The following is a 23,653-nucleotide window of genomic DNA, read 5'->3' as shown; positions in this document are numbered from 1 at the left end:
AAACCCCAGCGCCCGCCGCTGCCCGCTGAGCCGGCCCCAGGGTGGGGGCCAAAATGAAGCCGCCCGCTTCCATTGAGGAGCGGGCTGCTTTACTTTCGTACTAGCCCGTGCCGAAACGGCTTGGGCGGGTGAACCCCGACGTTTTAACGCTTCCGGATATGAGCAGCACGAACCCCGCAGTTGATTTTTATTTCAGCAAAAACAAGCAGTGGCTGGCGGAGCTGGAGCACCTGCGGACCTACGTGCTGGCCTGCGGGCTGACCGAGGAATTGAAGTGGGGCGTGCCGTGCTACACGTTTGAGAAGCGAAACATCGGGTTGCTCCACGTTTTTAAGGACTACTGCGCGTTTCTGTTCGTGAAGGGCGCCTTGCTGAAAGATGCCGAGGGGCTGCTGGTGCAGCAAACGCAGAATACCCAGGCGCATCGCCAGCTGCGGTTCACCACGCTTGGGGAGGTGAAGGCGCGGGAGGCGGTGCTGAAATCCTACATCCGGGAGGCCATTGCGGTAGAAAAGTCGGGGTTGAAAGTGGCGTTCAAGCCGAGCGCGGAATACGACGTGCCGGAAGAGTTTCAGCAAAAGCTTGCCGAAACCCCGGCCCTGCAAACGGCTTTCGCGGCCCTCACGCCGGGGCGGCAACGGACTTATCTGCTGCACTTTGCCGCCGCCAAGCAGCCCGCCACCCGGGCGGCGCGGGTGGCAAAATGCACGCCGCTCATTCTTGCCGGCAAGGGGCTGAATGATTAATCCCCCGGCTACGTAGGGCTAACCCGAGGCAGGGCAGCGGAATTACCTTCGCTACGCCCGGCGGCTGAAGTACCGGCTGCACCCGTTGCGGGCTATTCCTTCGTTTTGAACGCTACCTGGTAGGGAACCAGGGGGTGGCCATCGAGGGACTTGAAACCGCTTTCCAGGACGAAGCCGTAGGCGTGGCCGGGCCGCAGGTCGACTTTGTAGGTGTAGGATTTTTGGTCGGCGGAAAAGCCGACGCGGCCGGTGACGGGAAATTGCTCCCGGCCGCCGGGGCCGAGGCCGGTGCCCGTGTTGGGGCTCATGGGGGCAGAAAAGGTGAAGCGCAACTCCTTCACGGAGGCGTCGAGGAAGCCGTCGGGCGAGGGGGCGGGCGTCATGCTCACCACCACGGGGTTGTGGGCGGCGTAGGCGCGCAGCAGCTGGGCTTTGTCGAGGGGCCCGGGGTAGTAATGGGTTTCGCGCAGGAAGGCTTCGACGGCAGCGTCGTTGCCGTAGTCGAGCTCGATGAGGCGCTTGAGGGCGGCGGGCTTGTCTTTGGCTTGCCCGTAGTAGGCTTTGCCGATGGCGTAGCCCAGGTAGTAGCCCAGGTCGGAGACGTGGGCGGGGTCGTCGGGGGCTGGGTTGTAGAACCAGTTGCTGATGGCGGGCGTGAACATCTCGGCCTTGAATTGCTCCTTAAGCTGGGCTTCGTGGGCGGGGCCGTAGGTCATGTAAGGCTGGGCCGGCACGCGGCCGGTTACCAGCTCGGCTATCATGTCGCAGGTGCCTTCGTAGAGGGCCAGGCTCAAGAGCATGTCGCCGGGCTCTTTTTCCTGGGTGTGCACGTATTCGTGCACGCCGGTGAGCACGGCTTTGGCCACGGGGGCGCCCTGGTAGCTGCGGGCGCGGGCGGCGCGGACGGCGGGCGGGAATTCAGACAGGTCGAGGCCCGGCCCGCCCAGGGTCAGCTCGCTGCCGATGAGCACGGCGCCGTCTTTGATGGTGCCGCCGGAGCGAAACAGCCCCACGGTGAAGTAGATGGGCGCCGGGCGCAGGGCGGGATAGAGCTGCTTGAGCTTCTTTAGGTAGGGTTCGAGGCCGGCGGCCACCTCCGGGGCGCGCCGCGTGAAGGGCCGGAGGGAATTCCAGAACTTGGGGTAGCGCCGGATGGCGTGGACGTATTCGGGGGCCGTGTAGCCGCGGACTTCCACCATGCTCTTCAAGCCCGGGGTGGCTTTGGCGATGTAGAGCCGCTGCAGGTACCCGAGCTGCCGGAGGCTGTCGGGGGCGGTGCGGATGCTGTCGTAGGCCACCCAGAAGTTGTCGAGGTCGGAGAAGAAAACCTGGGGCTTCTGGGCGGGCTGCTGGGCGAAGGCCGGGAACAGGCTCAGGAGGGATAGAAGGGTCAGGTAGCAGGTTCTCCGAATGGACATTGGACGTGACCGGGGAAGTGAGGAAGTAGGCTAAAGGTAGCGCGGGGCTGCTTAGGTGGGGCGCCGGGCGGGGGCGCCGGCCGCTTTCGGTTGGGGACCGCCGGGGTTTTGTTGGGATAAAATTCCGGCGGCCCCAACCGTTACGGAGGGAAGCTGTTTAGAAAGCGCTGGCCCAAGCCGGCAGCGCTGAACCGTAAAACCAGAGGCTGTGAGTATTCCATTTGTGACTGAGCACGTGTATGCTGCTTCACTTGAAAAAGTATGGCGGGCGCTGACCGAGAAGGACAAAATACAGGAATGGTATTTCCCTCAGGTCCGAAAATTCGAGCCGGTAGTCGGGTTTCGGTTTGAATTCACCGATGACGGCTCGCCCTACGGGAAAGAATGGGTGGTGACGGAGGTGGTAGACGGGCGGAAACTAGCGCACACCTGGGCTTACAGGAACTATCCCGGCAGCTCGGAAGTGACCTTTGAATTAATAGAACAGGGAGACAAAACCAAGCTTGCGCTTACCCATACAGGCCTGGAGAGCTTCCCGGACGACCCCCACTTTGCAAGAAGTAGGTTCGAGAATGGCTGGGCCCAGATTCTGGGCAGCAACCTGAAGGACTACCTGGAAAGGAAGGGCTGATGAGCTTGTTGGAAAGAAGGCCGCGCCTCTGCAACGGCTACTGCATACCCGCCAGATTACGAACTTAGCAGCCGGCGCCCACTGGCTCGGGGCGAGCCGGAGCGGGGCGGGCAAGCGCGGCTGCGGCCCTGCTTTTGGGCTTGAGCCCGAACAGGATGCGCAGCACTGCAAACCGCTCAATTATCAGGTAGAGGAGCAGGCAGCCGCCGAACGTGCCCAGGGCGATAACCACGAATTTGGCGGCGTTGGTGGCGGGCCACTGCAACACATAGTAGCCCAGCGCGATGAGGACGGTTTGGTGCAGGATGTAGAAGGGAAACACGGCCTCGTTGGCGCGTTGAAGCAGAGACGAGTTGCGGTTGAGGTAGCGCCGGCCGAATCCTGCGCACACCAGTATCCAGCACCAGCAGTTGACGCCCTGCACGGCGCGCTTGATGGCCCCGCCGAGGAGGGCGTAGTAGTAGTCATCGCCCCAGTAATAGAAGCTGAACGCGGCCAGGCCCAGCGCCAGCAACAGGTAGCGCTGCCGCTCGGCGGCCTGCCAGAAGCCCGCCAGCGGCCCCAGCAGGAAGCCGTAGAGGAACAGCGTGAGGTAGAAAGCGAAGTTGAACCAGTCGGAAACCAGGTTGCGGGTATCGGGCCAGTAGGGGCGCAGCGTGAGCTGGATGAGCACGAGCGGCAGGGCAAAAAGCAGCACGGTGCCGTTGCGGCCCAGCCACCGGTTCAGCCCGGCCAGAAAGGGCTGGGCGCCGGGCTTGCGGAGCTGCACAAACAGCGGCAGGCCGAGCAGCGAAAACGGCAGCAGGTAGGCAATAAACCAGAGGTGATTCCAGGTGAAATTGCCCTTCGGCGCGGTGCCGTTGAAGTAGTGCGGGTAAAAGTCGAGCAGGGAAGTGTAGTGCGCACCCTCGGACAGGCGCTGGTAGTACACCTGCGGCACCACTACCACGCACATGCCGAATATGAGCGGCAGTAGCAGGCGCTGCACCCGCTCGGCGGCAAACTGGCCGGCGGTGCGGCGCCCCAGCGCGAAGGTGACGCCAACCCCGGATATCACAAACAGCAGCGGCATGCGCCACTGGTTCAGAAACTCCATGGGCAGCTTCAGGGCGGGGCTGCTGGTCTTGCTCGTGATGTGGAATTCCCAGCCCACGAACACCAGGCCGGTGTGATAGAGGATGAGCAGCCCGAAGGCCAGGACCCGGAGCCAGTCGAGGTCGTAGCGGCGGGCGGCGGGGGCGGGAAATGCAGTGGTGGGGCTCATGGCCAGCGGGGGGTAGGTGAATCGATGCTCAAACCTACCGGAGGCCCTCCCCGCGCCACGACACGCCTCGCAAACCAGGCGTACTACCTTACGAATCCGGACGCGGGGAATCTGCTAACGTGTTGAAATCATTGCGCTAAAGAATTTTTGCGAAACTGCGAGGGCGTGGTGTCGGTGTTCTTTTTAAAAGCCGCGTTGAAGGCCGATTTGGAGTTGAAGCCGGCGGCAAAACCGATTTCCTCCAGCTTGAGGTGGCTGGTTTCGGGCAGTTGGAGTTGCCGTTTTACCTCCTCGATGCGGTAAGTGTTAATGAAGTCGAAGAAGTTTTGTTGACACTGCTCGTTGATGACCTGGGAGAGGTGGTGCGTGGGCACGCGGAGCTGGCCCGCCAGCTCGGTCAACGACAGGTCGGGGTTACGGTAGGGCTGGCCGGCGACCATCAGCGTGCGCAGCCGGCTCAGGATTTCGGTAGAAGCTTCGGGGCTCAGCGCGGTTTTTTCATATTTCCTGCGGGGCGCAGCGGCCTCGGCCGGGGCCTCTTCGGGGGTGGACAGGGCCAGCAGGCTGGACTGCCGGATGGCGTTGCCACTCATGCCGTAGAATAGCAGGGAAATGAGCGCACCCACGTACACGTCGCCGGCATCGTTGACGTCGCCGGTCTGGCGGCGGTAGTAGGTGGTAGCGCCCACGTACACGAGCAGTAGCAGGCCAAAGGACACACCCAGGCCATTGAGCCAGCTAAGCGCCGGGGCCTGGCCGGTGGGCCGTGCGGCGCGGTGCCGGCGGTAGCGCCGCAAGGTGTGCAGCTGCAGGCCCACATACAGCAAAAGGTAGGCACCCAGCACCAGGTGGAAAACCGGGTAAAACTGTTTGTAGGTGGCGAACCACCAGAAGTTGCGCATGGCTTCCGGAGCGGCCGGATGCGGCTGATGAAACGACTCCGCCACGGTGCGCAGCTTCCAGGCGTTGCTTTGGGCAAAAAAGGGAATCAGGTAGATGGCGTGGGCCACGGCGGGCAACCCCAGCAGCCAATAGCGCGGCCGCCACCGAAACGCGGGCTCGGTGAGGCTGCGCGCATACAGCAGCAGCAGGGGCGACACCACAAAGGTCAGTGGCTCGGTGAGGCTCACGAAAAACGGCGCGTACCGGATGTAGCCGGAGTAGCAGAGCAGAATCTCCGTAGTGAGCAGGGCCAGGCTGAACGTGATGGCACCCAGCAGGCGGTTGCTGAGGCGCGCGCCCTGCGTGGAAAAGAGGAAGGTACCGCTCAAAAAGAACCCCTGCGCCGCCCCCAGCAGCATCCACACCGACCATAGATTGAGAAAGGGCTGCATGGGTAGGTGAAGGATTTTTGGTCTCGGCAGTAAGGGTGTTTTGGGTAAATATAGGGGGGTATGGTAGGCGGCTGGCTGTTGGTTTTGGCGTCACTGAGTACGCAGTGGCAGTTTAGCGGCCGGATTACTTCGCCTTGCTAAGGCTACGCAGGCCCGCATAATCCTCAACTCCGGCGGCGTAAGTTTCGATAGAATTGAAAATGAAGTCGCCCGATTTTGGTTGAGTAGCGGGCGGTTTTGTTGTTCGAATGTATGATTACTACAGTTCTGGCGTTCGAGAGCTATTGGCCTAACTTACAATAAGTATCAGTATGCTAAAAATAGTCTTGGCGCTTTGTGCCTTCCTACAAACTCTTTGCGCTTGCGGGCAGTCCGTGACTTTTAATAAGCACGGGTTTTATGTACCGCAGAATTTGACCGAAGCGGACGAGCAATTAGACAAAACGCTGACCGCAAAGGCAAAGACGAAGTTTAAGGCGCTTAGTGAAAGCGACCTGGAGAATGTGAGCGGGGTATTCGTTGTGGAAGAATGGGACGAGGCAGGCAGCCAATTTGTAAAGTTCTTTAGCCAGTATGTAAACCCAAAGCAGGATGCTTGGGGCTATTTGGATTGGCAGGTGCGCAATCGCCTCACTTACTTATCCTATCTGCGCCATCTTAATCATCAGCCGTTCGATTTGGCAAAAGAAGCCCGTAGGATTAATGCCCAGGCGGACTCTGTGGCACGGGCGGATGAACGGAGAAGGCAGCGCAATATTCTGGCAGATTCTATCAATGGGGTATATATCCCCCGAAACCTAAAAGACAGTTTCAGGCGCCTCGATGAATTGCTTTCGGATACGCTGAAGCAAAAGCTCCGGCACCCTCACCCTGAATACGGGTTGGCAGAATTCCACTTCGGCCTTGGGCTCTGGATGCGGAACAGTTGGCAGCTATGGGGCGGGTCCAGGCTGCAGCAGTATTTCGAGGGGCTGGGCGTGCATCACCCCGACGACATGTCGGGCATTATTTTGCGCACTTATAGCGAGCACCTAAACGGAAAAATACTGGATGAGGCGTCTATTAAACCGCTCACCGTGCCTGCGCCCGCCGATGAGCAAGTGCCTGCGGAACCAGTGATTTCCCCGGAAGCACAGGATGATGGCAAATCGTATACGAAAGAGTATAGACGGTTCTTGCGCAAGCGGCGAATAGATGATTTTCAAAGTTTGCCACCAGAGGCCTACGCGGAGTAGTTACCCCATGGCCGCGCCGGTAACGGCTGCGCCAACCGCGGCCGTGGGGCTACAGTGGCTCCCACGTTCCTTTTTTAAAATACATGTTGCCGAATTTGGGAGAGTTAAACACCAGGAAGAAGCTCCACACGTCGCGGTAGACGGTAGGGTCGGTGGTTAGAATGTGATGCGTCGGCGCGGGCATGTGGATAATCAAACGAGCGGAGCCATAGGGTGCGGAAGAAGAAATATACCCTTTATACACGGTTGTCGGCCCATCCTTGGGAGTTGAGTAGAAATGGATGGAGTTGTCGGGATTGATGGTGAAATGGAAATTGTTGTATTGCCAGTCCGCTTGTTTGCCAGGGAAATAGCGGCGGTCAATGACATACTCACCGTAGTAGTCTTCCTGCGTAAGCACCTTCTTCTCGGACAGGGGCCGGGCAACCATTGAAAAGGCACCAAGCGCAATAATGGAAAGCCAGATGATACCCAGTGCTTTGCCAAAAATTGCCTTTTGGGTTAGCGCCCAAATGACCAGCAGAATCAGGGTCAGGGGTATTAGAAATAATCCAAAAAGCATATTGAAACCGAAGCCCGTTGGTATGTTTGATTACGCGGGTTGCTATGATGGCGCTGCCTGCTTCCGCATTGGCCATGCTCCGTTACAAGCACCAGCGTCCCGCCCTGCGCCACGTTCTGCTGCGCCAGCCGCTGCCCGTTGAGCGTGGCCAGAGCGTCAAAACAAGCCTGCTTTAGAAACGCTGTGGAGCGTTGCAAGAATAGTATAGATTAGGCAGCAGCCTAGGAGATTAAAAATAATAAAGCCCGTTCTGTTTCTATTTGTTCTTATGAAATAAAAAACCGAGAATAGTAAATTTAAACTGATTTGGATAGCAAAAAATCTATTGTCCAAGCGCTTTACGCATTCTCCGCCAGCAAAACCTTCAGTGCACATGAATGAAGCAGCTATCATAAATGAAAGCATGAAAAATGCATTGATGGCTAGTATCTGACGGAGTGAGATTCCCTTTAATTTATCGGTCAGCATGTGCGGTTCAGTGTAGGCTGCTGTTAAGTAGGCCTATTCTTTATGCTAGGATTGAAAGAAATGCGCGATAGCGAATTGTTAAATTATTTGGTTTTAACTGGTTTTGCTCCCATCACAAACACCAGCGTGCCGCCCTTCGCCACATCCGCCTGCGCCAGAAACGGCTGCGCCAGCCGCTGCCCGTTGAGCGTGACCGACTGCACGTAGACGTTTTTGGGGCTTTGATTTTTGACCTGGATGGTGAACTCCTTGCCGTTTTCGAGGTGCAGTACTGCCCCGTTCACGAGCGGGCTGCCCAGCGCGTACTGGCCCGACGACGGGGCCACCGGGTAGAAGCCCAGGGCCGAGAAGATGTACCAGGCGCTCATCTGGCCGCAGTCGTCGTTGCCGCCGAGGCCGTCGGGGGTGGGGTGGTACTGGCGGGCGAGGATGTTGCGGACCTGGGCCTGGGTTTTCCAGGGCTGGTCGGTGTAGTCGTAGAGGTAGGCGGCGTGGTGGGCGGGCTCGTTGCCGTGCACGTAGCCCCCGATGATGCCCTCGCGGGTGATGTCCTCGGTTTCGGCGAAGAAGCTGTCGGGCAGGTGCATGGTGAAGAGCGAATCGAGGTGGGGCACGAAGCGGCGGTTGCCGCCCATGCGCGCAATCAGGCCGGCGGGGTCGTGGGGCACGGCGAGGGTGTAGTTCCAGGCGTTGCCCTCGATGAAGCCCTGGCCGTTAGTGCTCAGCACGTCGAAGGTGGGGCGGAAGCTGCCGTCGGCCAGGCGCGGGCGCATGGCGTTCACGTGCGGGTCGAATACGTTTTGCCAGTTGCCGGCGCGCTTGCTGAACTCCTGGTAGATGTCCTGGTGGCCGAGCTTTTGGGCGAGCTGGGCAATGCACCAGTCATCGAAGGCAAACTCCAGTGTGTTAGAAACGGAGGTGCCGCTGCGCTCGCTGGGCACGTAGCCGCGGCTGATGTAGCTGTCGAGGCCGTCGTACCAGCCGTGGCGGGCGGTGGCCACGCAGGCGGCCAGGGCGCGCTCGGCCTGGGCGGGCGGCACGGCGCCATTCAGCACGGCATCGGCCACTACGGATACGCTGTGGTAGCCGCTCATGCACCAGTTTTCGTTGGCGTGGTGGCTCCACACGGGCAGCATGTGCTCGGGGCTCTGGTCGTAGTGGGCCAGCATGGATTGCACCATGTCGGCATTGCGGCTGGGCTGGAGGAGGTTGAAGAGCGGGTGCAGGGCCCGGAAGGTGTCCCAGAGCGAGAAGGTGGTGTAGTTCACGAAGCCTTCGGCGCGGTGGGTTTGCTGGTCGAGGCCGCGGTACTGGCCGTCGGCGTCCTGGTACACGGTGGGGCTGAGGCAGGCGTGGTAGAGGGCCGTGTAGAAGTTCTCCTTGTCGGCCCGGTTGGGCGTCTGGATGCTGACTTTGGCCAGCTCCTGCTGCCAGAGCTGCTGGCCGGCGCGGCGGGTCTGGTCGAAGTTCCAGCCGGGCAGCTCGGTGCGCATGTTGGCCACGGCGCCGGCCGCACTCACGGGCGAGAGGGCGAACTTGACCTTGATTTGTTCGCCCGCCACGGTGGCGAAATCGAAGTAGAGGCGCAGCTGGCGGCCGGCCTGCTCGGGCCAGTTCTTCGTCTGGTCGAAGCGGCCCCAGAAGCCGCGGTAGGTTTCCTTGGCGTCGTACTTGCGCGCGCCGTAGCTCCTGAACGGTTTTGAGAACTGCATGGCGAAGTACTCGGTGCGGGTGCGGCCCCAGCCGGTGGTTTGGCGGTAGCCGGTCACGAGCGAGTCGTTTTCGATGCGCACGTAGCTCCACACGTTCTTGTCGGGGTAGTTGTAGATGCCAGCCATCATATCGAGGATGACATGCGCCGGCTCGGTACCCGGAAACGTGTACTGGTGGAAGCCCACGCGGGTAGTGGCCGTGAGCTCGGCGAGGATGTTGTGGTCGTCGAGCTTCACCCGGTAATAAGCCGGCTCGGCCACTTCGTTCTGATGCGAGAAGGCGGAGCGGTAGCCGCGCTCGGGGTGGTCGGCGGTGCCGGGGTTAAGCTGCAGCGGGCCGGTGGTGGGCATGAGCAGGAAGTCGCCCAAATCAGAGTGCCCCGTGCCGCTGAAGTGGGTGTGGCTGAAGCCCACGATGGTTCGGTCGTCGTAGTTGTAGCCCGCGCAGTACTTGTAGATGTCGGGGTTATACTTGCCGTTCTGCTCGTAGCTCAGCGTGTCGGTATCGGGCGAGAGCTGCACCATGCCGAAGGGCACGGTGGCGCCGGGGTAGGTGTGGCCCATCTTCTGGGTGCCCACCATGGGGTGCGCGTACTGCACGAGGTTTTCTGGGGCGATGGGGGCTTTTTGGGCGAATGTGGGGAGGGCAACGGCCGCGAGTAGCGCCAGGAGAGCTTGCTTCATGCAGCAAGTTAAGCGGAGGCGTCATGGCACGAACCCCCTAAGCTATTCTCCGGTGGCAATGGGGCGCTGCGTGCGCGACCATTCGCTCCAGGAGCCCACGTACAGGTTGGCAATGGGCAGGCCCGCTTGGGCAAAGGCCAGTAGCGTGTGGCAGGCCGTGACGCCCGAACCGCAATGCACAATCACTTCCGACGCAGGACGAGGGCCCAGCACTGCCGTGTATTTCTCCTGCAGCAGCTCCGGCGCCAGATAAGTCCCATCGGCGGCTAGGTTGCTGCCGAAGGGCACGTTGATGGCCGTGGGAATGTGCCCGGCCACCAAATCAATGGGTTCGGTTTCGCCATGGTAGCGGGCGGGCTCGCGCACGTCGATAATCAGGTGCGAGCCGGTTTGAGTCGCACGTTCTACGTCCTCAATCGTGACGGTTGGCAGGCGCCAGCCCGTGGCGCGGTAAGGCGGGGCCGGCGCGGGCACCTCTGCTCCGGCGCTGGTGGGATAGCCGGCCGCGAGGGCCGCCGGGAGGCCCCCATCGAGCACCTGCACCGCTGTGTGGCCCACCGCCGTGAGCATCCACCAGAAGCGCGCGGCGGCGTTGGCGCCCGACTTGTCATCGTAGACCACGACGTGCGAACCAGGCCCGATGCCTAATTGCCCGAGCACATGCGCGAAACCTTCGAGGGAGGGAAGGGGGTGGCGTCCGCCCACGGCCGCATCGGCGGCGGGCGCCGCTAAGTCCCGGTTCAAATCGACGTGACGCGCCCCTTGCAGGTGTTGCGCCTGAAAGTGGTCGTAGGCAGTGCTCCCGCTACGGGCGTCGACGAGCACGAGCGGCTGGGTGGAAACCAGGGCAAGAAGGTCGGCGGGCGTGATGAGGGGCTGCGTTGTCATAAAGCGGCAAAATCCATGACACTGTTATAAAATAAGGCTGCCTTCGAACTCGAAAACAGCCTTATTTTGCAAGCAAATACAAGTAGCCGCGACGGGAATCGAACCCATATCAAGCGTTTAGGAAACGCCTATTCTATCCGTTGAACTACGCAGCCGTAGCGCAAAGGTAAGAACGGGCGCCGCCACCTACGACTTATACAGCAGCGCGATGCCGAACGACAGCGCCGTGAGAATAAGCCCGACCATGAAAATGGTGTAGCTGGTGCGCAGCAGGCCGTACTTGCGGTTCAGCACCTCGCCCAGGTAATAAATGTCGGTGACCATGTTGGTATAAAGGCCTTCTTTTTGGCGCATCAGCTCGCGCATGCCGCCCTGGAAGTTGTCGAGGCTGAGCTTGGTGAACTGCCCGAAAAACAGGAGGTTGACGCGCCGGTTGGTGGCAATTTCCGGGCTTTTCTTTAGCCACTTGAAGGCCGTAACGTCGGGCTGGGCCGAGAGAATGGCCGTGGTAACCGAGCCCAGGGCCGTAATCAATAGGATGGTGATGGGAATGGTGAGCACCGGGTTGCCGCGCAGCAGCGGGCTGAAGGCGGCGGCCTTGCCCATGTTGGCCCCCAGGTAGGTGATGATGACCGAAATAAGCACGGCGTTGAGCTGAATCATCATGCTGGCCTTTTTGTCGGCCATGTCGCTCAGCTTCATGTGGTTCGAGTACATGGTGCGGAACATCGTCTCGATGCCGCGCTTGGGTTCGGCAAAGGTTTCGCTTTGTTCCTTGTGCTTCTTCTTCTGCTTTTTCTCGCTCTTTTTGAGGGCTTCGCGCTGGGCGTCGAGGTTTTCCTTGAAAGCTTTTTTGTAGCGCTCTTTGCCCGCGTCCGACTCGTACTTGTGCTCCAGCATGAAGTTGAGCTGCAGCTCGGCCCATTCCGGGTTGGTGTAGGTTTTGCCCAGCACCAGCTCCCACTCGGTGCGCAGCAGCTCGGCGCTGCTGCGGAAGTCGTCGCGGGCCAGGTTGCTCATGTCGGCGTCGGTGAGCAGCTTTTTCAGCTCCGTGTCCGATTCCTCGTCGCGGTGCGTGGCCTTTATCAGGTCTTTCACCAGCTGCACGCGGCCGGCTTCCACGCCGTGCTCGGCCAGCCAGGCGCCGGCCCGCTCCATGCTGCGGAACTCGTGGCCGTCGTACACGTCGAGGTAGCCGGCGTCGTGAAACCACGCCGCCAACAGCAGAGCCTCGGCGTCGTCGGGGGTGAGGCCGGCGGCGGCGGCCAGCACGCGGCATTCCTTCACCACGGCCTCGGTGTGGCGCAGCGAATGGTAGCTGAGTTGGGCGGGCAGCTCCCGGGCAAACAGGTCGGTGACGTAGGCCTGGGCTTCCTTCACCAGGGGCGAGGCTTTGGCTTTGGGCGGCTTGTCGGCGGCGTCCGCGTCGGGGGCCGGGGCGGGGCTGGCCGGGGCCGCGGCACTGGGCAGGGCAACGGCGGCGGGGGTACTTTCTTTCATGGTGGGCGAAGCTACGGCCGGCTCATCCGGCCGGGGCGCCGGCTTTCAACGCGAAGCGCCGGGCGGAAGTTAAAAAGCCCGGCCTAACCGCACTGCTGCGCTTTGCGTAACGGGCCCTATCCGGCCGGTTCGCAACGGCCGGCTGCTTCCTTATAACGCCGGGCGTTTTGCTTCGGTGCCCCGCCTCGTACCTCATTACATGCACCTACTTCGCCGCCTCACTTTTCTGCTTGCCTGCTGCTTGCCCCTGGCCGCCACGGCCCAGGCCCCCAAGCCGCCCAAACCGCCCAAGGAAACCCAGAAGGAAATTCCTTCGCCCGGCGAGTCGGACCAGAACCCGCACCGCAGCCGCCCCAACTACCGCAAAACCGGCGTGAACTGGGAGCGCAACCTGCCGCCCGACTCGACCCGCATTCGCTACCGCGTGTTCCTCATCGGCGACGTGGGCAACCCCATTCTGCCCGAAAAAGGCGGCGAGCCCAGCCTCAACTTCCTGCGCCAGGAAATCCTGAAAGCCGGCAAAAACAGCACAACCATTTACCTGGGCGACAACATCTACAACTACGGCATGCCGCCGGAAGGCTCCTACGACCGCAAAATTGCGGAAAAGCGCCTCACCACCCAGCTCGACATCTTCAAGGGCTACCCCGGCGAAAAGTACATGACGCCCGGCAACCACGACTGGATTCAGGGCAACCCCGGCGGCCTGGAGCAGGTGAACCGCGAGCAGGCGTTCGTGGAGCAGTACATGATGAAGGACTCGACGGCGTTTTCTTACACCGGCGACTTTTTTGTGCCGCGCGACGGCTGCCCCGGCCCGTTTGAGGTGCGCGTGCAGGACGACCTGGTGCTCATTGCCCTGAACTCGCAGTGGTTTGTGACGCCGCCCGCCAACCGCCCCTCGGGCCGCGACGGCGGCTGCGGCGCCGAAAACGAAGACGACGTGTACGCCGCCCTCGAAGAGGTGATTACCCGCAACAAGGACAAGCACATCATGGTGTTTGCCCACCACCCGCTGTTCTCCGATGGCATTCACGGCGGCTACTTCACCCTGGCCGACCACATTTTCCCGCTCAGCATCGTTTTCAAGTACGCCTTTCTGCCGCTGCCCATCATCGGGTCCATCTACCCGTTTGCGCGCAAGTACGGCGGCATCAACCAGGACATTCCGCACCCGGCCTACCAGGCCTATCGCAAGAACTTGCTGGAAATTTTCGGGCGTCACCCCAACGTGGTGTACGCGGCCGGGCACGAGCACAACCTGCAGTACTACAAGGAAGGCAGCACCCACTTCATCGTGAGCGGCTCGGGCTGCAAAACCCAGCACGTGAAGCCTGGCGACGGCGGCGGGGCCATTTTTTCAGACAAAGAGAAGGGCTGGGCCGAGGTGAACTACTACGACGACGGCCAGGTGTGGACCGAGTACTTCATTCCGCAGGGCAACGGCACCACGGCCCGCCGGGTGTTCCGCACGCCGCTCTACGCCAAAACCACGGGTGCCATTGCCACCAACCCCGCCCAAGCGCCCTCGGAAACCGCGCTGACCACCACCACCGGCGAACCCAACGGCAAGAAGCTGCCCGAAACCGAAGAGGCCCTCAAGCAGGAGAAAAAGGACAAGAAGAAAAAGCGGGAAAAAACCGCCGAGGCCATTGCCAAGGCCCCCATTCCCACCAAGCGGCCCGACTTCAAGGACAGCACCGTGACCGTGGCCATCAACCCGAACTACGACCGGCACGGCGGCTTCCACAACTGGCTGCTGGGCGACCATTACCGCAAGGAGTGGGCCACGCCCGTGAAGTTCCGCACCCTGGACCTGGCCAACGACAAAGGCGGCCTGATGCCCTACAAAACCGGCGGCGGCAAGCAAACGGCCTCCCTCAAAGTGCGCAACGACGCCGGCTACAACTACACGCTGCGCGGCATCGACAAAGACCCCGCCGCCGTGCTACCCGAGCAGCTGCGCACCGGCCTGGCCAAGGCCGTGCTGCAGGACCAGATTTCGGCCCAGCACCCCTATGCCTCGTTTGTGCTGCCGCCGCTGGGCACGGCCGCCGGCATTCTGCACACCAACCCCGTGCCGGTCTACATTCCGCAGGACCCGCTGCTGGGCCAGTACTACGCGCAGTTTGCCAACCTGCCCGCCGCCCTGGAAGAAGACGCCAAAGACAGCCAGGACAACGTGGCCAGCCTCGACTTCGCCACCAAGCTGGTGAGCACCGATAAGATGCTGACCCGCCTGCTCGACGACAACGACAACCAGGTGGAGCAGGTGGCCTTTGCCCGCTCGCGCCTCTTCGATATGTGGATTGGCGACTGGGACCGGCACGAGGACCAGTGGCGCTGGAGCGAAACCAAGCAGAAGGACGGCGACCGCCGCTACACCGCCGTGCCCGAAGACCGCGACATTGCCTTCTTCAAGGGCGATGGGGTGCTGCCCTACCTGATTTCGCGCAAGTTTGCGGTGCGCAACTTCCAGAACTTCGGCTACGACTACGCCGACTACAAGGGCCTGAACCAGACCGGCCTGAGCAACGACCGGGTGTTCATGAGCGGCGTGACGCGCGAGCAGTGGATTGCCCAGGCCGACTACATGAAAAGCCACCTCACCGACGAGGTGATTGAAAAGGCCTTCCGCGACAAGTGGCCCAAGGAAATCTACGACCTGCACGGCAAGGAAATCATCGCCAAGCTGAAAAGCCGCCGCGACCTGCTGCCCGACCTGGCCGGCAAGTACGCCGACGTGCTGGCCGAAATCGTGGAAGTGCGCGGCTCGAAAAAGAACGAGAAGTTCACCGTGGAACGCCTGCCCGGCGACAAAACCCACGTGGTGATGCGCAAAATTAACAAAGAGGGCAAGCTGACCAAGGTGCTCTACGACCGCACCTTCGACAACAAAGTGACCGACGAGGTGCGCCTCTACGGCATTGCCGGCAAGGACGTGTACGACGTGCGCGGCGACGTGAAAAAGGGCCTGAAGCTGCGCATCATCGCCGGCACCGGGCGCGATTCCATCACCACGCGCGACCACGTGGGCGGCCTGCTCCACAAAACCCAGATTTACGACGCCGACACCGGCAACGTGGTCAACGCCAGCGCCGAAGCCCGCCTGCGCCTGGAGCCCGGCTACGAAGTGAGCCGCTACGACTACCCCCACCGTTTCGACCTCAAAGACTACCGCCTCGACTACTTTGGCCCGGCCCTGTACTTTGGCTACAACATCGACGACGGCGTGCTGGTGGGCGGGGGCGTCACCTACCGCCACTACGGCTTCCGCCGCGAGCCCTACTCCTGGGAGCAAACCATCACGGCCAACTTCGCGCCGGCCCGCGAGGCCTACAACTTCCGCTACACAGGCCAGTTTACGCGCATTTTCAAGAAAACAGACCTGCACATCGCGGCCCAGTACTACGGCCCGCAGCTGCTCTATAACTTCTTCGGCATCGGCAACAACACCGTGAACCTGGCCGCCGAAGACGCCGAACGCGGCGTGGTGACCAACCGCACCGTGAACAACTCCTACCGGGTGCGCTTCCAGCGCTTCACCATCGCGCCCACCTTCGAACGCAAGCTGTTCACGTTCCTCAAGTTCGGCATCGGCCCGCAGTACGACCAGTTCCGCATCGAGCGGGACCCCATCGGCACGGCCATCAAGGACAGCCTGACGCAAGGCGGCGCGACCACCTACGAAAACCGCCGCTTCGGCGTGCGCGCCTCCGATTTTCAGACCAACCAGTACCTCGGCGGGCTGCTGTACCTGAACCTCGACGCCAGCTCCTCGGCCAAGAACCCGCGCATCGGCCTGCGCTGGTACAACGAGTTTCAGTACAACTGGCAGCTCAACCAGGAAAGCCTAAGCTTCGGGCGCCTCAGCACCGAGTTCCGGGCCTACCTCACGCCCAACTTCCCCTTCCACCTCACCTACGCCGGCCGCATCGGTTACCAGCACAACTACGGCGACTACCGCTTCTACCAGGCCAACACCCTGGGCGGCACCACTAACCTGCGCGGCTACCGGCGCACGCGCTTTGCGGGCCGCACGGCCATTTACGCCAACTTCGAGCCCCGCCTCGAAATCCTGTCCTTCAACGCCTACCTCTTCCCCGGCAAGCTCGGCATCATGGGCCTGGCCGACGTGGGTAGGGTGTATTCCGACAACGACACCGGCACCTACACCGGCCTCAACGCCTTCCACAGCGGCTTTGGCGGCGGCGTGTACGTCGACATCCTCAAGCAGGCCGTCATCAACGCCACGTATTCGGTGGGGGAAGAAAAGCTGGTTTTTGTCGGCTTCGACTTCCTGTTCTAAGGCGCGCCTCCCAAGCCTGTCACCCAAAAGCAACGGCCACGCTTCATCATTTGATGAAGCGTGGCCGTTGCTTTTACGCCCTGAAAAAATAGGAAATGAATACCCAATCGATTGTGGAAAATGAATGATTGGTGAATTATTGGGTTATTGTAATAAAAATTAATAAAATAATAGAATAATTAACAAAAATTATTTTAAAGCCCTGAATTTTATTGCTGGAAATGCGAAATTATCAATAGCTTGCCGACGTAATTCTTCACATCCCTAAACAAAATTTTCCACATGAAGAAAAATGTTTACGCAGTAGCCCTGAGTTGCTTAGGGCTGGCATTGGCCGCTGCCCCGGCCCACGCCCAAACCCCCACCCACCGCACCTGCGCCTCGCAGGAAGTGCTGGAAGCCCAGCTGGCCGCCGACCCCGGCCTGGCTCAGCGCATGGCCGCCATCAACAACCAGGCGCTGCAGTTTGCCGCCAACAAGGCCGGCGCCGCGCAGCAGCGCACCTCAGCCGTCACGGTCACCATTCCGGTGGTGGTGCACGTGGTGTACGGCACAACGTCGGAGAACATCTCCGACGCCCAGATTCAGTCGCAGATTGACGTGCTGAACGAGGACTACCACAAGCTGAACGCCGACTACACCAAAACCCCCAGCGCCTTTGCCGGGCTGGTGGCCGACGTGGGCATCCAGTTCACGCTGGCCAAGCGCGACCCCAACGGCAACGCCACCACCGGCATCGAGCGCAAAAGCCAGGCCGCCCCGAGCGGCGGCTGGGGCACGGCCGACAAAATCAAGAAAACCACCTACGGCGGCCTGGCCGCCTGGCCCTCCGGCCAGTACCTGAACCTGTGGGTGGGCACCATCGGAGGCGGCATTCTCGGCTACGCGCAGTTTCCGGGCGGCGCGGCGGCCACCGACGGCGTGGTGATTTCGCCCGTGTACTTTGGCCGCACCGGCACCGTGACGGCGCCTTACAACCTGGGCCGCACCGCCAGCCACGAAGTGGGCCACTGGCTGAACCTGAACCACATCTGGGGCGACGACGGCACGGCCTGCACCGGCACCGACAACGTGAGCGACACGCCCAACCAAGCCGATGAAAACTACGGCAAGCCCGTGTTCCCGCAGGTGTCGTGCTCGAACGGCCCCAACGGCGACATGTTCATGAACTACATGGACTACGTGGACGATGCCGCCATGTTCATGTTCTCCACCGGCCAAAGCTCGCGCATGAACGCCCTGTTTGCCAGCGGTGGCGCCCGCGCCAGCTTGCTCACTTCGCAGGGCGGCGTGGCCCCCGGCGGCACCACTACGCCGCCCACCACCGTCACCTATTGCGCCAGCAAGGGCAGCAGCGTGGCCTATGAGTACCTCGACCTCGTGCAGTTGGGCAGCATCAACCGCGCCTCGGGCGCCGATGGCGGCTACTACAACGGCACGGCCCTGAGCACCAGCGTGGCCGCCGGCTCTACCCAGACCATCAGCTTCTCCACGGGCTTTGCCACGTCCTCCACCTACACCGAGTACGTGAAAGTGTACGCCGACTGGAACCAGAACGGCGTGTTCACTGACGCCGGCGAGCTGCTGGTGAGCGCCGCCGGCAGCACCAGCGCGGCCACCCGCACGGGTTCCTTCGCGGTGCCGGCCACGGCCATAAGCGGCAACACCCGCCTGCGCGTGACGCTGAGCGACAACTCCGGCACCACCAGCTGCGGCAGCTACAGCTACGGCGAAACCGAAGACTACACCCTCGTGGTGACCGGCGGCACGGCCCGCACCAGCGGCAGCACCGCCCGCCAGGCCGGCGGCAACGGCGCCGCCGACCGCTACACCCTGTACCCGAACCCGGCCACCGAGGTGCTGAGCATTGCCCGGCCGCTGGGCGCCGACCCGGAGCAGGCCTTCACGGTGCGCGTGTACGACCTGCGCGGTAGCGAAATCCAGGGCCTGGCCTTGGACAACGGCCAGCTGAACGTATCGGCGCTGCGGGCGGGCATCTACCTGCTCAGCGTGAGCGACGCCAACGGCACCACGCACCAGCGGTTTGTAAAAGAATAGCCTAAACCAGCGTGGCGGCCCGCAGCTGCGGCGCTACTAGCAACAGGCAAAAAGAAGGCCCTGACCATCTGGTCGGGGCCTTCTTTTTTGGGCTAAATGGGTCGGGTAGTGAGTTGTGGATAGCAACCATTTAGGAGCACTGGACGAGTTGCGGGAGGCGGAAGATGAAGAAATCAGTAAGAAAATTCATCTAAGCCATAATTGTGTTCGTCTTGAGGGATTAATAAAAAATTCAGAGATGAACAGGCGGATTTTCTCAAAATGAAGAAAATTTTAAGAATATGCTAGCTCAAAAACCAAGCAGGGCGATTATTAAAATTAGATTAAAAGGCGTCATTATTGTCATTTTGCTAAAAATGATGTAACTATGGTGATTGGTTTTGTAATATTTATAAAGGTCCTTCTTTCTATCTGCCGCTCATTTTTCATCACCCATTTTTCTTTTATGAGAACAGCTACTTGGCTAAAAACTTTTACGCAAACGGCGAGCCGACCGCTTTCCCGCGTCAGCGGGCTGGCGGCGGGCCTGCTCCTGATGGGCACCACGGCTTTTGCGCAGCTGGCCGGCACCTACACCATCAACAAAAACCTGCCCACGGCGGGCACCAACTTCGCCAGCTTCACGGCGGCGGCGGCGGCGCTGAATGCGGCGGGCATTTCGGCCCCGGTGCGCTTTAATGTGCTGAACGGGCCCTACACCGAGCAGTTTTCGCTGGGCCAGGTGGCGGGCGTGAGCGCCACCGACACCATTGTGGTGGACGGCGGCGCCAGCAAGCAAACCCTGAGCTACACCGGCGTGGCTGCGCAGCCAGCCGCCGTGTTGCTGAACGGCACGGATTACGTGACCATTCAGAACATGACCATTGACGTGTCGGCGGGCGCCACCTACGGGGTGGGCGTGCTGCTGGTGGGCCAGGCCAACAACAACCGCGTGGCCAACTGTGTGGTGATGGGCACCACGGGCGCTACTTCCACCACCGCCAACGCGGCCATTGCGGCCAGCGGCGGCGTGGCGTCGGGCACCTCGGCCGGCGACGCCAACAACCTGCGCATCGAGAACAATGTGCTCAGCGGCGGCTACTACTGCGTGATTCTGACGGGCACCAGCACCACGGCCCGCACCACGGGCATCCGCGTGACGGGCAATGAAATCCGGGATTTCTACCTCTACGGGCTGGATTTGGAGAATACCAGCGGCATTCAGGCCACCGGCAACGACATCCACCGCAGCACCCGGACCAACGTGAGCACCTTTTACGGGGTGTACCTGATTGGCGCGGTGGGCGCGGCCATTGAGCGCAACCGCATCCACGACACCTTTACGGGCAACCCGGCCAGCACCTCGACGGAGTACGGGATGTACTTCTCGACCGACGGCACGGCCGGCGCCGAGAACGACGTGGTGAACAACGTGCTCTACAACTTCAACGGCTCGGGCACGGAGTACGGCTTCTACAACGTGGGCTCGGACTACGCCCGCTACTACCACAACACGATTTCGCTGGACAATGCCTCGGGCGGCGCCACCCAAACCACCTACGGCTTCTACCAGACCACGGCGGCCACGGGCATCGACTTCCGCAACAACATCGTGAGCGTGACACGCACCGGCGGCACGGGCGAGAAGAAAGCCCTGGGTTTCAACACCACGACGTCGACCATTGCCTCGAACTACAACGACCTGTACGTGCGCACCGGGGCCACCTACTACACCGGCGCCTACGGCACGGCCGACTACGCCACGCTGGCCAACTGGCGCACCGCCAACGGCGGGGCCTACGACCAGAACAGCCTGCAGGCGGAGCCCCAGTTTGTGAACCCGGCCAGCAACCTGCAGCCCACGGCCAACGCCCTGAACGGCGCGGCCCAGCCGCTGGCCCGCGTGCCGCGGGACTTCACCAACGCCGTGCGCAGCACTACCGCCCCCGATTTGGGCGCCTACGAGTTTACGCCGGCCAGCAACGACGTGGCGCTGGAAAGCATTGACGCGCCCACCGCGCCGGCCGTGCCTGGTGCCCGCACCGTCACGGTCACCATTCGCAACAGCGGCCTGGCGCCGCTGACCTCCGTGACCCTGGCCTACACCCTCAACGGCGGCACGCCGGTAACCCAGACCCTGACGCTGACCCCGGCGCTGGCCACCGGCGCCACCCGCGCCGTGTCGTTCAGCACCCAGGCCACCATCGTGGCGGGGGCCAACGTGCTGACCGTGACGGCCAGCCTGCCCAACGGCACCGCCGACGCCAACCCCGGCAACAACACCCAAACCGTGACCCTGTTCACGGCCCTGGCCGGCACGTACACCATCAACAAAAACCAGCCCACGGGCAACGCCAACTTCGCCAGCTTCGCGGAGGCGGCGAGCGCGCTGAACACGAGCGGCATTTCGGGCAGTGTGCGTTTTAATGTGCTGAACGGGCCTTACACCGAGCAATTTGCGCTGGGCCAGGTGGCCGGTGTGAGCGCCACCGACACCATTGTGGTGGACGGCGGCACCGCCAAGCAAACCCTGAGCTACACCGGCACCTCCACCCAGCCAGCCGCCGTGCTGCTGAACGGCACCGACTACCTCACCCTTCAGAATCTGACCATCGATGCCTCGGCGGGCGCTACCTACGGGGTGGGCGTGCTGCTGGTGGGCGCGGCCAACAACAACCGCGTGGCCAACTGCGTGGTGATGGGCCCCGCGGCGGCCACGTCGAGCACGGCCGACGCCGCCATTGCGGCCAGCGGCGGCGTGACGTCGGCTACCTCGGCCGGCGACGCGCGCAACCTGCGCATCGAGAACAACGTGCTCAGCGGCGGCTATTACGGCGTCATTGTCACGGGGACCAGCATTACCAACCGCGCCACCGGCCTGCGCGTGACCGGCAACGAAGTGCGCGACTTCTACTTCTACGGCATCGACGTGGAGAACCAGACCGGCGCGCAGGTGCTGGGCAACAACGTGCACCGCAGCACCCGCGCCGACGTGAGCACCTTCTACGGCGTGTACCTGGTGGGCTCCGTGGGTTCGGCCATTGAGCGCAACCGCATCCACGACCCGTTCACGGGCAGCCCCAGCGACACGGGCATAGCCTACGGCATCTACTTCACGACCTCAGACGGCGCGGTAGGTACCGAGAACGATGCGGTGAACAACCTGCTCTACAACTTCACCGGCGCGGGCACCCAGTACGGCATCTACAACGGCGGTTCGGACTTTGCCCGCTACTACCACAACACGATTTCGCTGGACAATGCCTCGGGCGGCGCCACCCAAACCACCTACGGCTTCTACCAAACCACCCTGGCCACGGGCATTGAGTTTCGCAACAACCTGGTGAGCGTGACGCGCACCGGCGGCACGGGCAGCAAGTACGCCCTGTACTTCGTGACCGCCACCTCGGCCATCGCCTCCAACAACAACGACTTGTTCATTGGCACGGGCCCGCTTTACTTCACGGGGCGCTACACCACCATCAACTACACCGACCTGGCCAGCTGGCGCACCGCCAACAGCGGGGCCTACGACCAAAACAGCGTGCAGGCCGACCCCCGCTTCGCCAACGCCGCCCAGGCCAACTTCCAGCCCACCACGGCCCCGCTCAACGGCGCTGGCGTGGTGCTGGCCCGCGTGCCGCGCGACATTGCCGGCGTGCTGCGCTCGACCCCGCCCGACCTGGGCGCCTACGAGTTTGCGCCCGTGACCGACGACGTGGCGCTGCTCAGCATCGACTCGCCCAACACCACGGCCACGCCCGGCGTGAACGTGCTGCGCGTGACCATTCGCAACAACGGCGTGGGCCCGCTCACGTCCGTCACGCTGACCTACGTGCTGAACAACGGCACGCCGGTGGCCCAAACCTTCACGGGACTCGCCTTGTCCCCGGGCGCCAGCCAGCCGCTCACCTTTTCGCCCGGCGTGAACGTGCCCCAGCCCGGCACCAATACCCTGACCGTGACGGCCAGCCTGCCCAACGGCAACCCCGACGGCAACGCCTCCAACAACAGCCAGACCATCACCTTCGACCAGCCCACGCCGCCCAACGACGAGCCCTGCGCCGCCGTGCCGCTGTCCTTCGGGGCGCCGGCCATCACCTCCTCGAACCTCGGCGCCAGCACCAGCGTGCAGAACGGCATCAACACGCCCGCGGCCTGCGGCGGCGGCAACCTGCCCCGCGACGTGTGGTTCACCTTCACGGCCTCGCCCAGTACGTACCTGTCGCTGACCGGTACCCCCGCCGGCACGGTGCGTGTGTTCAGCAGCCCCAACTGCTCGGCGGGGCCGTTTACGCAGGTGGTGTGCCAGGGCAGCGGCGCGGCCAACACCAGCGTGGGCGACATCGTCTTGACCGGCCAGAACCTGACGCCGGGCCAGACCTACTACGTGGCCGTGAGCGGCTTCGGGGCTTCCGACACGCCGGGGCCCTTCACCATCCGGCTGGCGGTGGTGTTGGGCACGCGCAGCAGCGCCAGCACCGCCCTGTCGGTGTATCCCAACCCCAGCGCCACGGGTGCCCTCACGCTGCGCCTGGCCACGGGCACGGCCGGCACCGGCACCGTAGAATTGCTCAACGCCCTGGGCCAGGTGGTGAAACACCAGGCCCTGGCCGGCACCGGCGAGCAGCAGCTTGCCACCCGCGGCCTGGCCGCCGGCCTCTACACGCTGCGCGTGCGGGCGGGCGCCGAAGTGCTGACCCGCAAGGTGGTGCTGCAATAAGCGGCGCGCCTGCAATGGCATGAGAAGCCCCGGCCGGTTGGCCGGGGCTTTTTTATGGGGTGGCGCGGGCGACTGCTGAGAACGTCGTGCCGGGCGTAGCAGGGCTGCTTGCATGCAGCGGGCTTAAGTGTCGTTTTCGTTG

13 protein-coding genes and 1 tRNA gene are annotated in these 23,653 nt (G+C 62.3%); 6 read left to right on the top strand and 8 right to left on the bottom strand.

Annotation, left to right across the window (positions count from 1 at the left end; translation table 11 throughout):
- Positions 1-158: 158 nt before the first annotated feature.
- Positions 159-746 (top strand): YdeI/OmpD-associated family protein, encoded by a 588-nt coding sequence (locus tag I2H31_RS12825; RefSeq protein ID WP_196293430.1) that lies wholly within the window; start codon positions 159-161, stop codon positions 744-746.
- 92 nt (positions 747-838) lie between these two features.
- On the opposite strand, the gene I2H31_RS12820 is transcribed toward I2H31_RS12825, so the two are convergent.
- Positions 839-2,164, bottom strand: a complete 1,326-nt coding sequence (locus I2H31_RS12820; RefSeq protein WP_196293429.1) for an Ig-like domain-containing protein — start codon at positions 2,162-2,164, stop codon at positions 839-841.
- 208 nt (positions 2,165-2,372) lie between these two features.
- On the opposite strand from I2H31_RS12820, the gene I2H31_RS12815 reads away from it, so the two are divergent.
- Positions 2,373-2,795, top strand: a complete 423-nt coding sequence (locus I2H31_RS12815) for an SRPBCC family protein (protein ID WP_196293428.1) — start codon at positions 2,373-2,375, stop codon at positions 2,793-2,795.
- Between the two features lie 64 nt (positions 2,796-2,859).
- Here the strand turns inward: I2H31_RS12815 and I2H31_RS12810 are convergent, their stop codons facing one another.
- Positions 2,860-4,059, bottom strand: coding sequence for an acyltransferase family protein (locus tag I2H31_RS12810; RefSeq protein ID WP_196293427.1), 1,200 nt, complete (start codon positions 4,057-4,059; stop codon positions 2,860-2,862).
- A gap of 128 nt (positions 4,060-4,187) precedes the next feature.
- The gene (locus tag I2H31_RS12805) at positions 4,188-5,393 is read right to left on the bottom strand and encodes a helix-turn-helix domain-containing protein (protein WP_196293426.1); all 1,206 of its coding nucleotides are present in this window, start codon (positions 5,391-5,393) and stop codon (positions 4,188-4,190) included.
- Between the two features lie 311 nt (positions 5,394-5,704).
- Here I2H31_RS12805 and I2H31_RS12800 point away from each other — a divergent pair, with 311 nt between their 5' ends.
- On the top strand, positions 5,705-6,628 hold the full coding sequence (locus I2H31_RS12800) for a DUF6794 domain-containing protein (RefSeq protein ID WP_196293425.1): 924 nt from the start codon (positions 5,705-5,707) through the stop codon (positions 6,626-6,628).
- 49 nt (positions 6,629-6,677) lie between these two features.
- Here the strand turns inward: I2H31_RS12800 and I2H31_RS12795 are convergent, their stop codons facing one another.
- The 5 genes from I2H31_RS12795 to I2H31_RS12775 form a co-directional block, all read right to left on the bottom strand.
- Positions 6,678-7,190, bottom strand: a complete 513-nt coding sequence (locus I2H31_RS12795; RefSeq protein ID WP_196293424.1) for a hypothetical protein — start codon at positions 7,188-7,190, stop codon at positions 6,678-6,680.
- A gap of 551 nt (positions 7,191-7,741) precedes the next feature.
- Complete coding sequence (locus I2H31_RS12790; protein ID WP_196293423.1) at positions 7,742-10,054, bottom strand: GH92 family glycosyl hydrolase; 2,313 nt, start codon at positions 10,052-10,054, stop codon at positions 7,742-7,744.
- Between the two features lie 42 nt (positions 10,055-10,096).
- On the bottom strand, positions 10,097-10,942 hold the full coding sequence (locus I2H31_RS12785; RefSeq protein ID WP_196293422.1) for a sulfurtransferase: 846 nt from the start codon (positions 10,940-10,942) through the stop codon (positions 10,097-10,099).
- Between the two features lie 83 nt (positions 10,943-11,025).
- Positions 11,026-11,097: transfer RNA gene (locus I2H31_RS12780), tRNA-Arg, on the bottom strand.
- Between the two features lie 31 nt (positions 11,098-11,128).
- Entirely contained in the window at positions 11,129-12,442 is a 1,314-nt protein-coding gene (locus tag I2H31_RS12775) for a Pycsar system effector family protein (protein WP_230687744.1), read from the bottom strand.
- A 199-nt stretch (positions 12,443-12,641) separates the two neighbouring features.
- Between I2H31_RS12775 and I2H31_RS25180 the strand changes: the two genes are divergently transcribed.
- From I2H31_RS25180 to I2H31_RS12760, 3 genes are all read left to right on the top strand, one after another.
- Positions 12,642-16,751 (top strand): metallophosphoesterase, encoded by a 4,110-nt coding sequence (locus I2H31_RS25180; RefSeq protein ID WP_230687742.1) that lies wholly within the window; start codon positions 12,642-12,644, stop codon positions 16,749-16,751.
- A 282-nt stretch (positions 16,752-17,033) separates the two neighbouring features.
- Positions 17,034-18,809 (top strand): GEVED domain-containing protein, encoded by a 1,776-nt coding sequence (locus tag I2H31_RS12765; protein WP_196293421.1) that lies wholly within the window; start codon positions 17,034-17,036, stop codon positions 18,807-18,809.
- A 445-nt stretch (positions 18,810-19,254) separates the two neighbouring features.
- Positions 19,255-23,511 (top strand): T9SS type A sorting domain-containing protein, encoded by a 4,257-nt coding sequence (locus I2H31_RS12760; protein ID WP_196293420.1) that lies wholly within the window; start codon positions 19,255-19,257, stop codon positions 23,509-23,511.
- The last annotated feature ends 142 nt before the right edge of the window (positions 23,512-23,653 follow it).

Origin of the sequence: Hymenobacter ruricola, from assembly GCF_015694525.1 — a bacterium.
Lineage (GTDB): Bacteria > Bacteroidota > Bacteroidia > Cytophagales > Hymenobacteraceae > Hymenobacter > Hymenobacter ruricola.
This window is presented reverse-complemented; position numbering and strand designations above follow the sequence as displayed.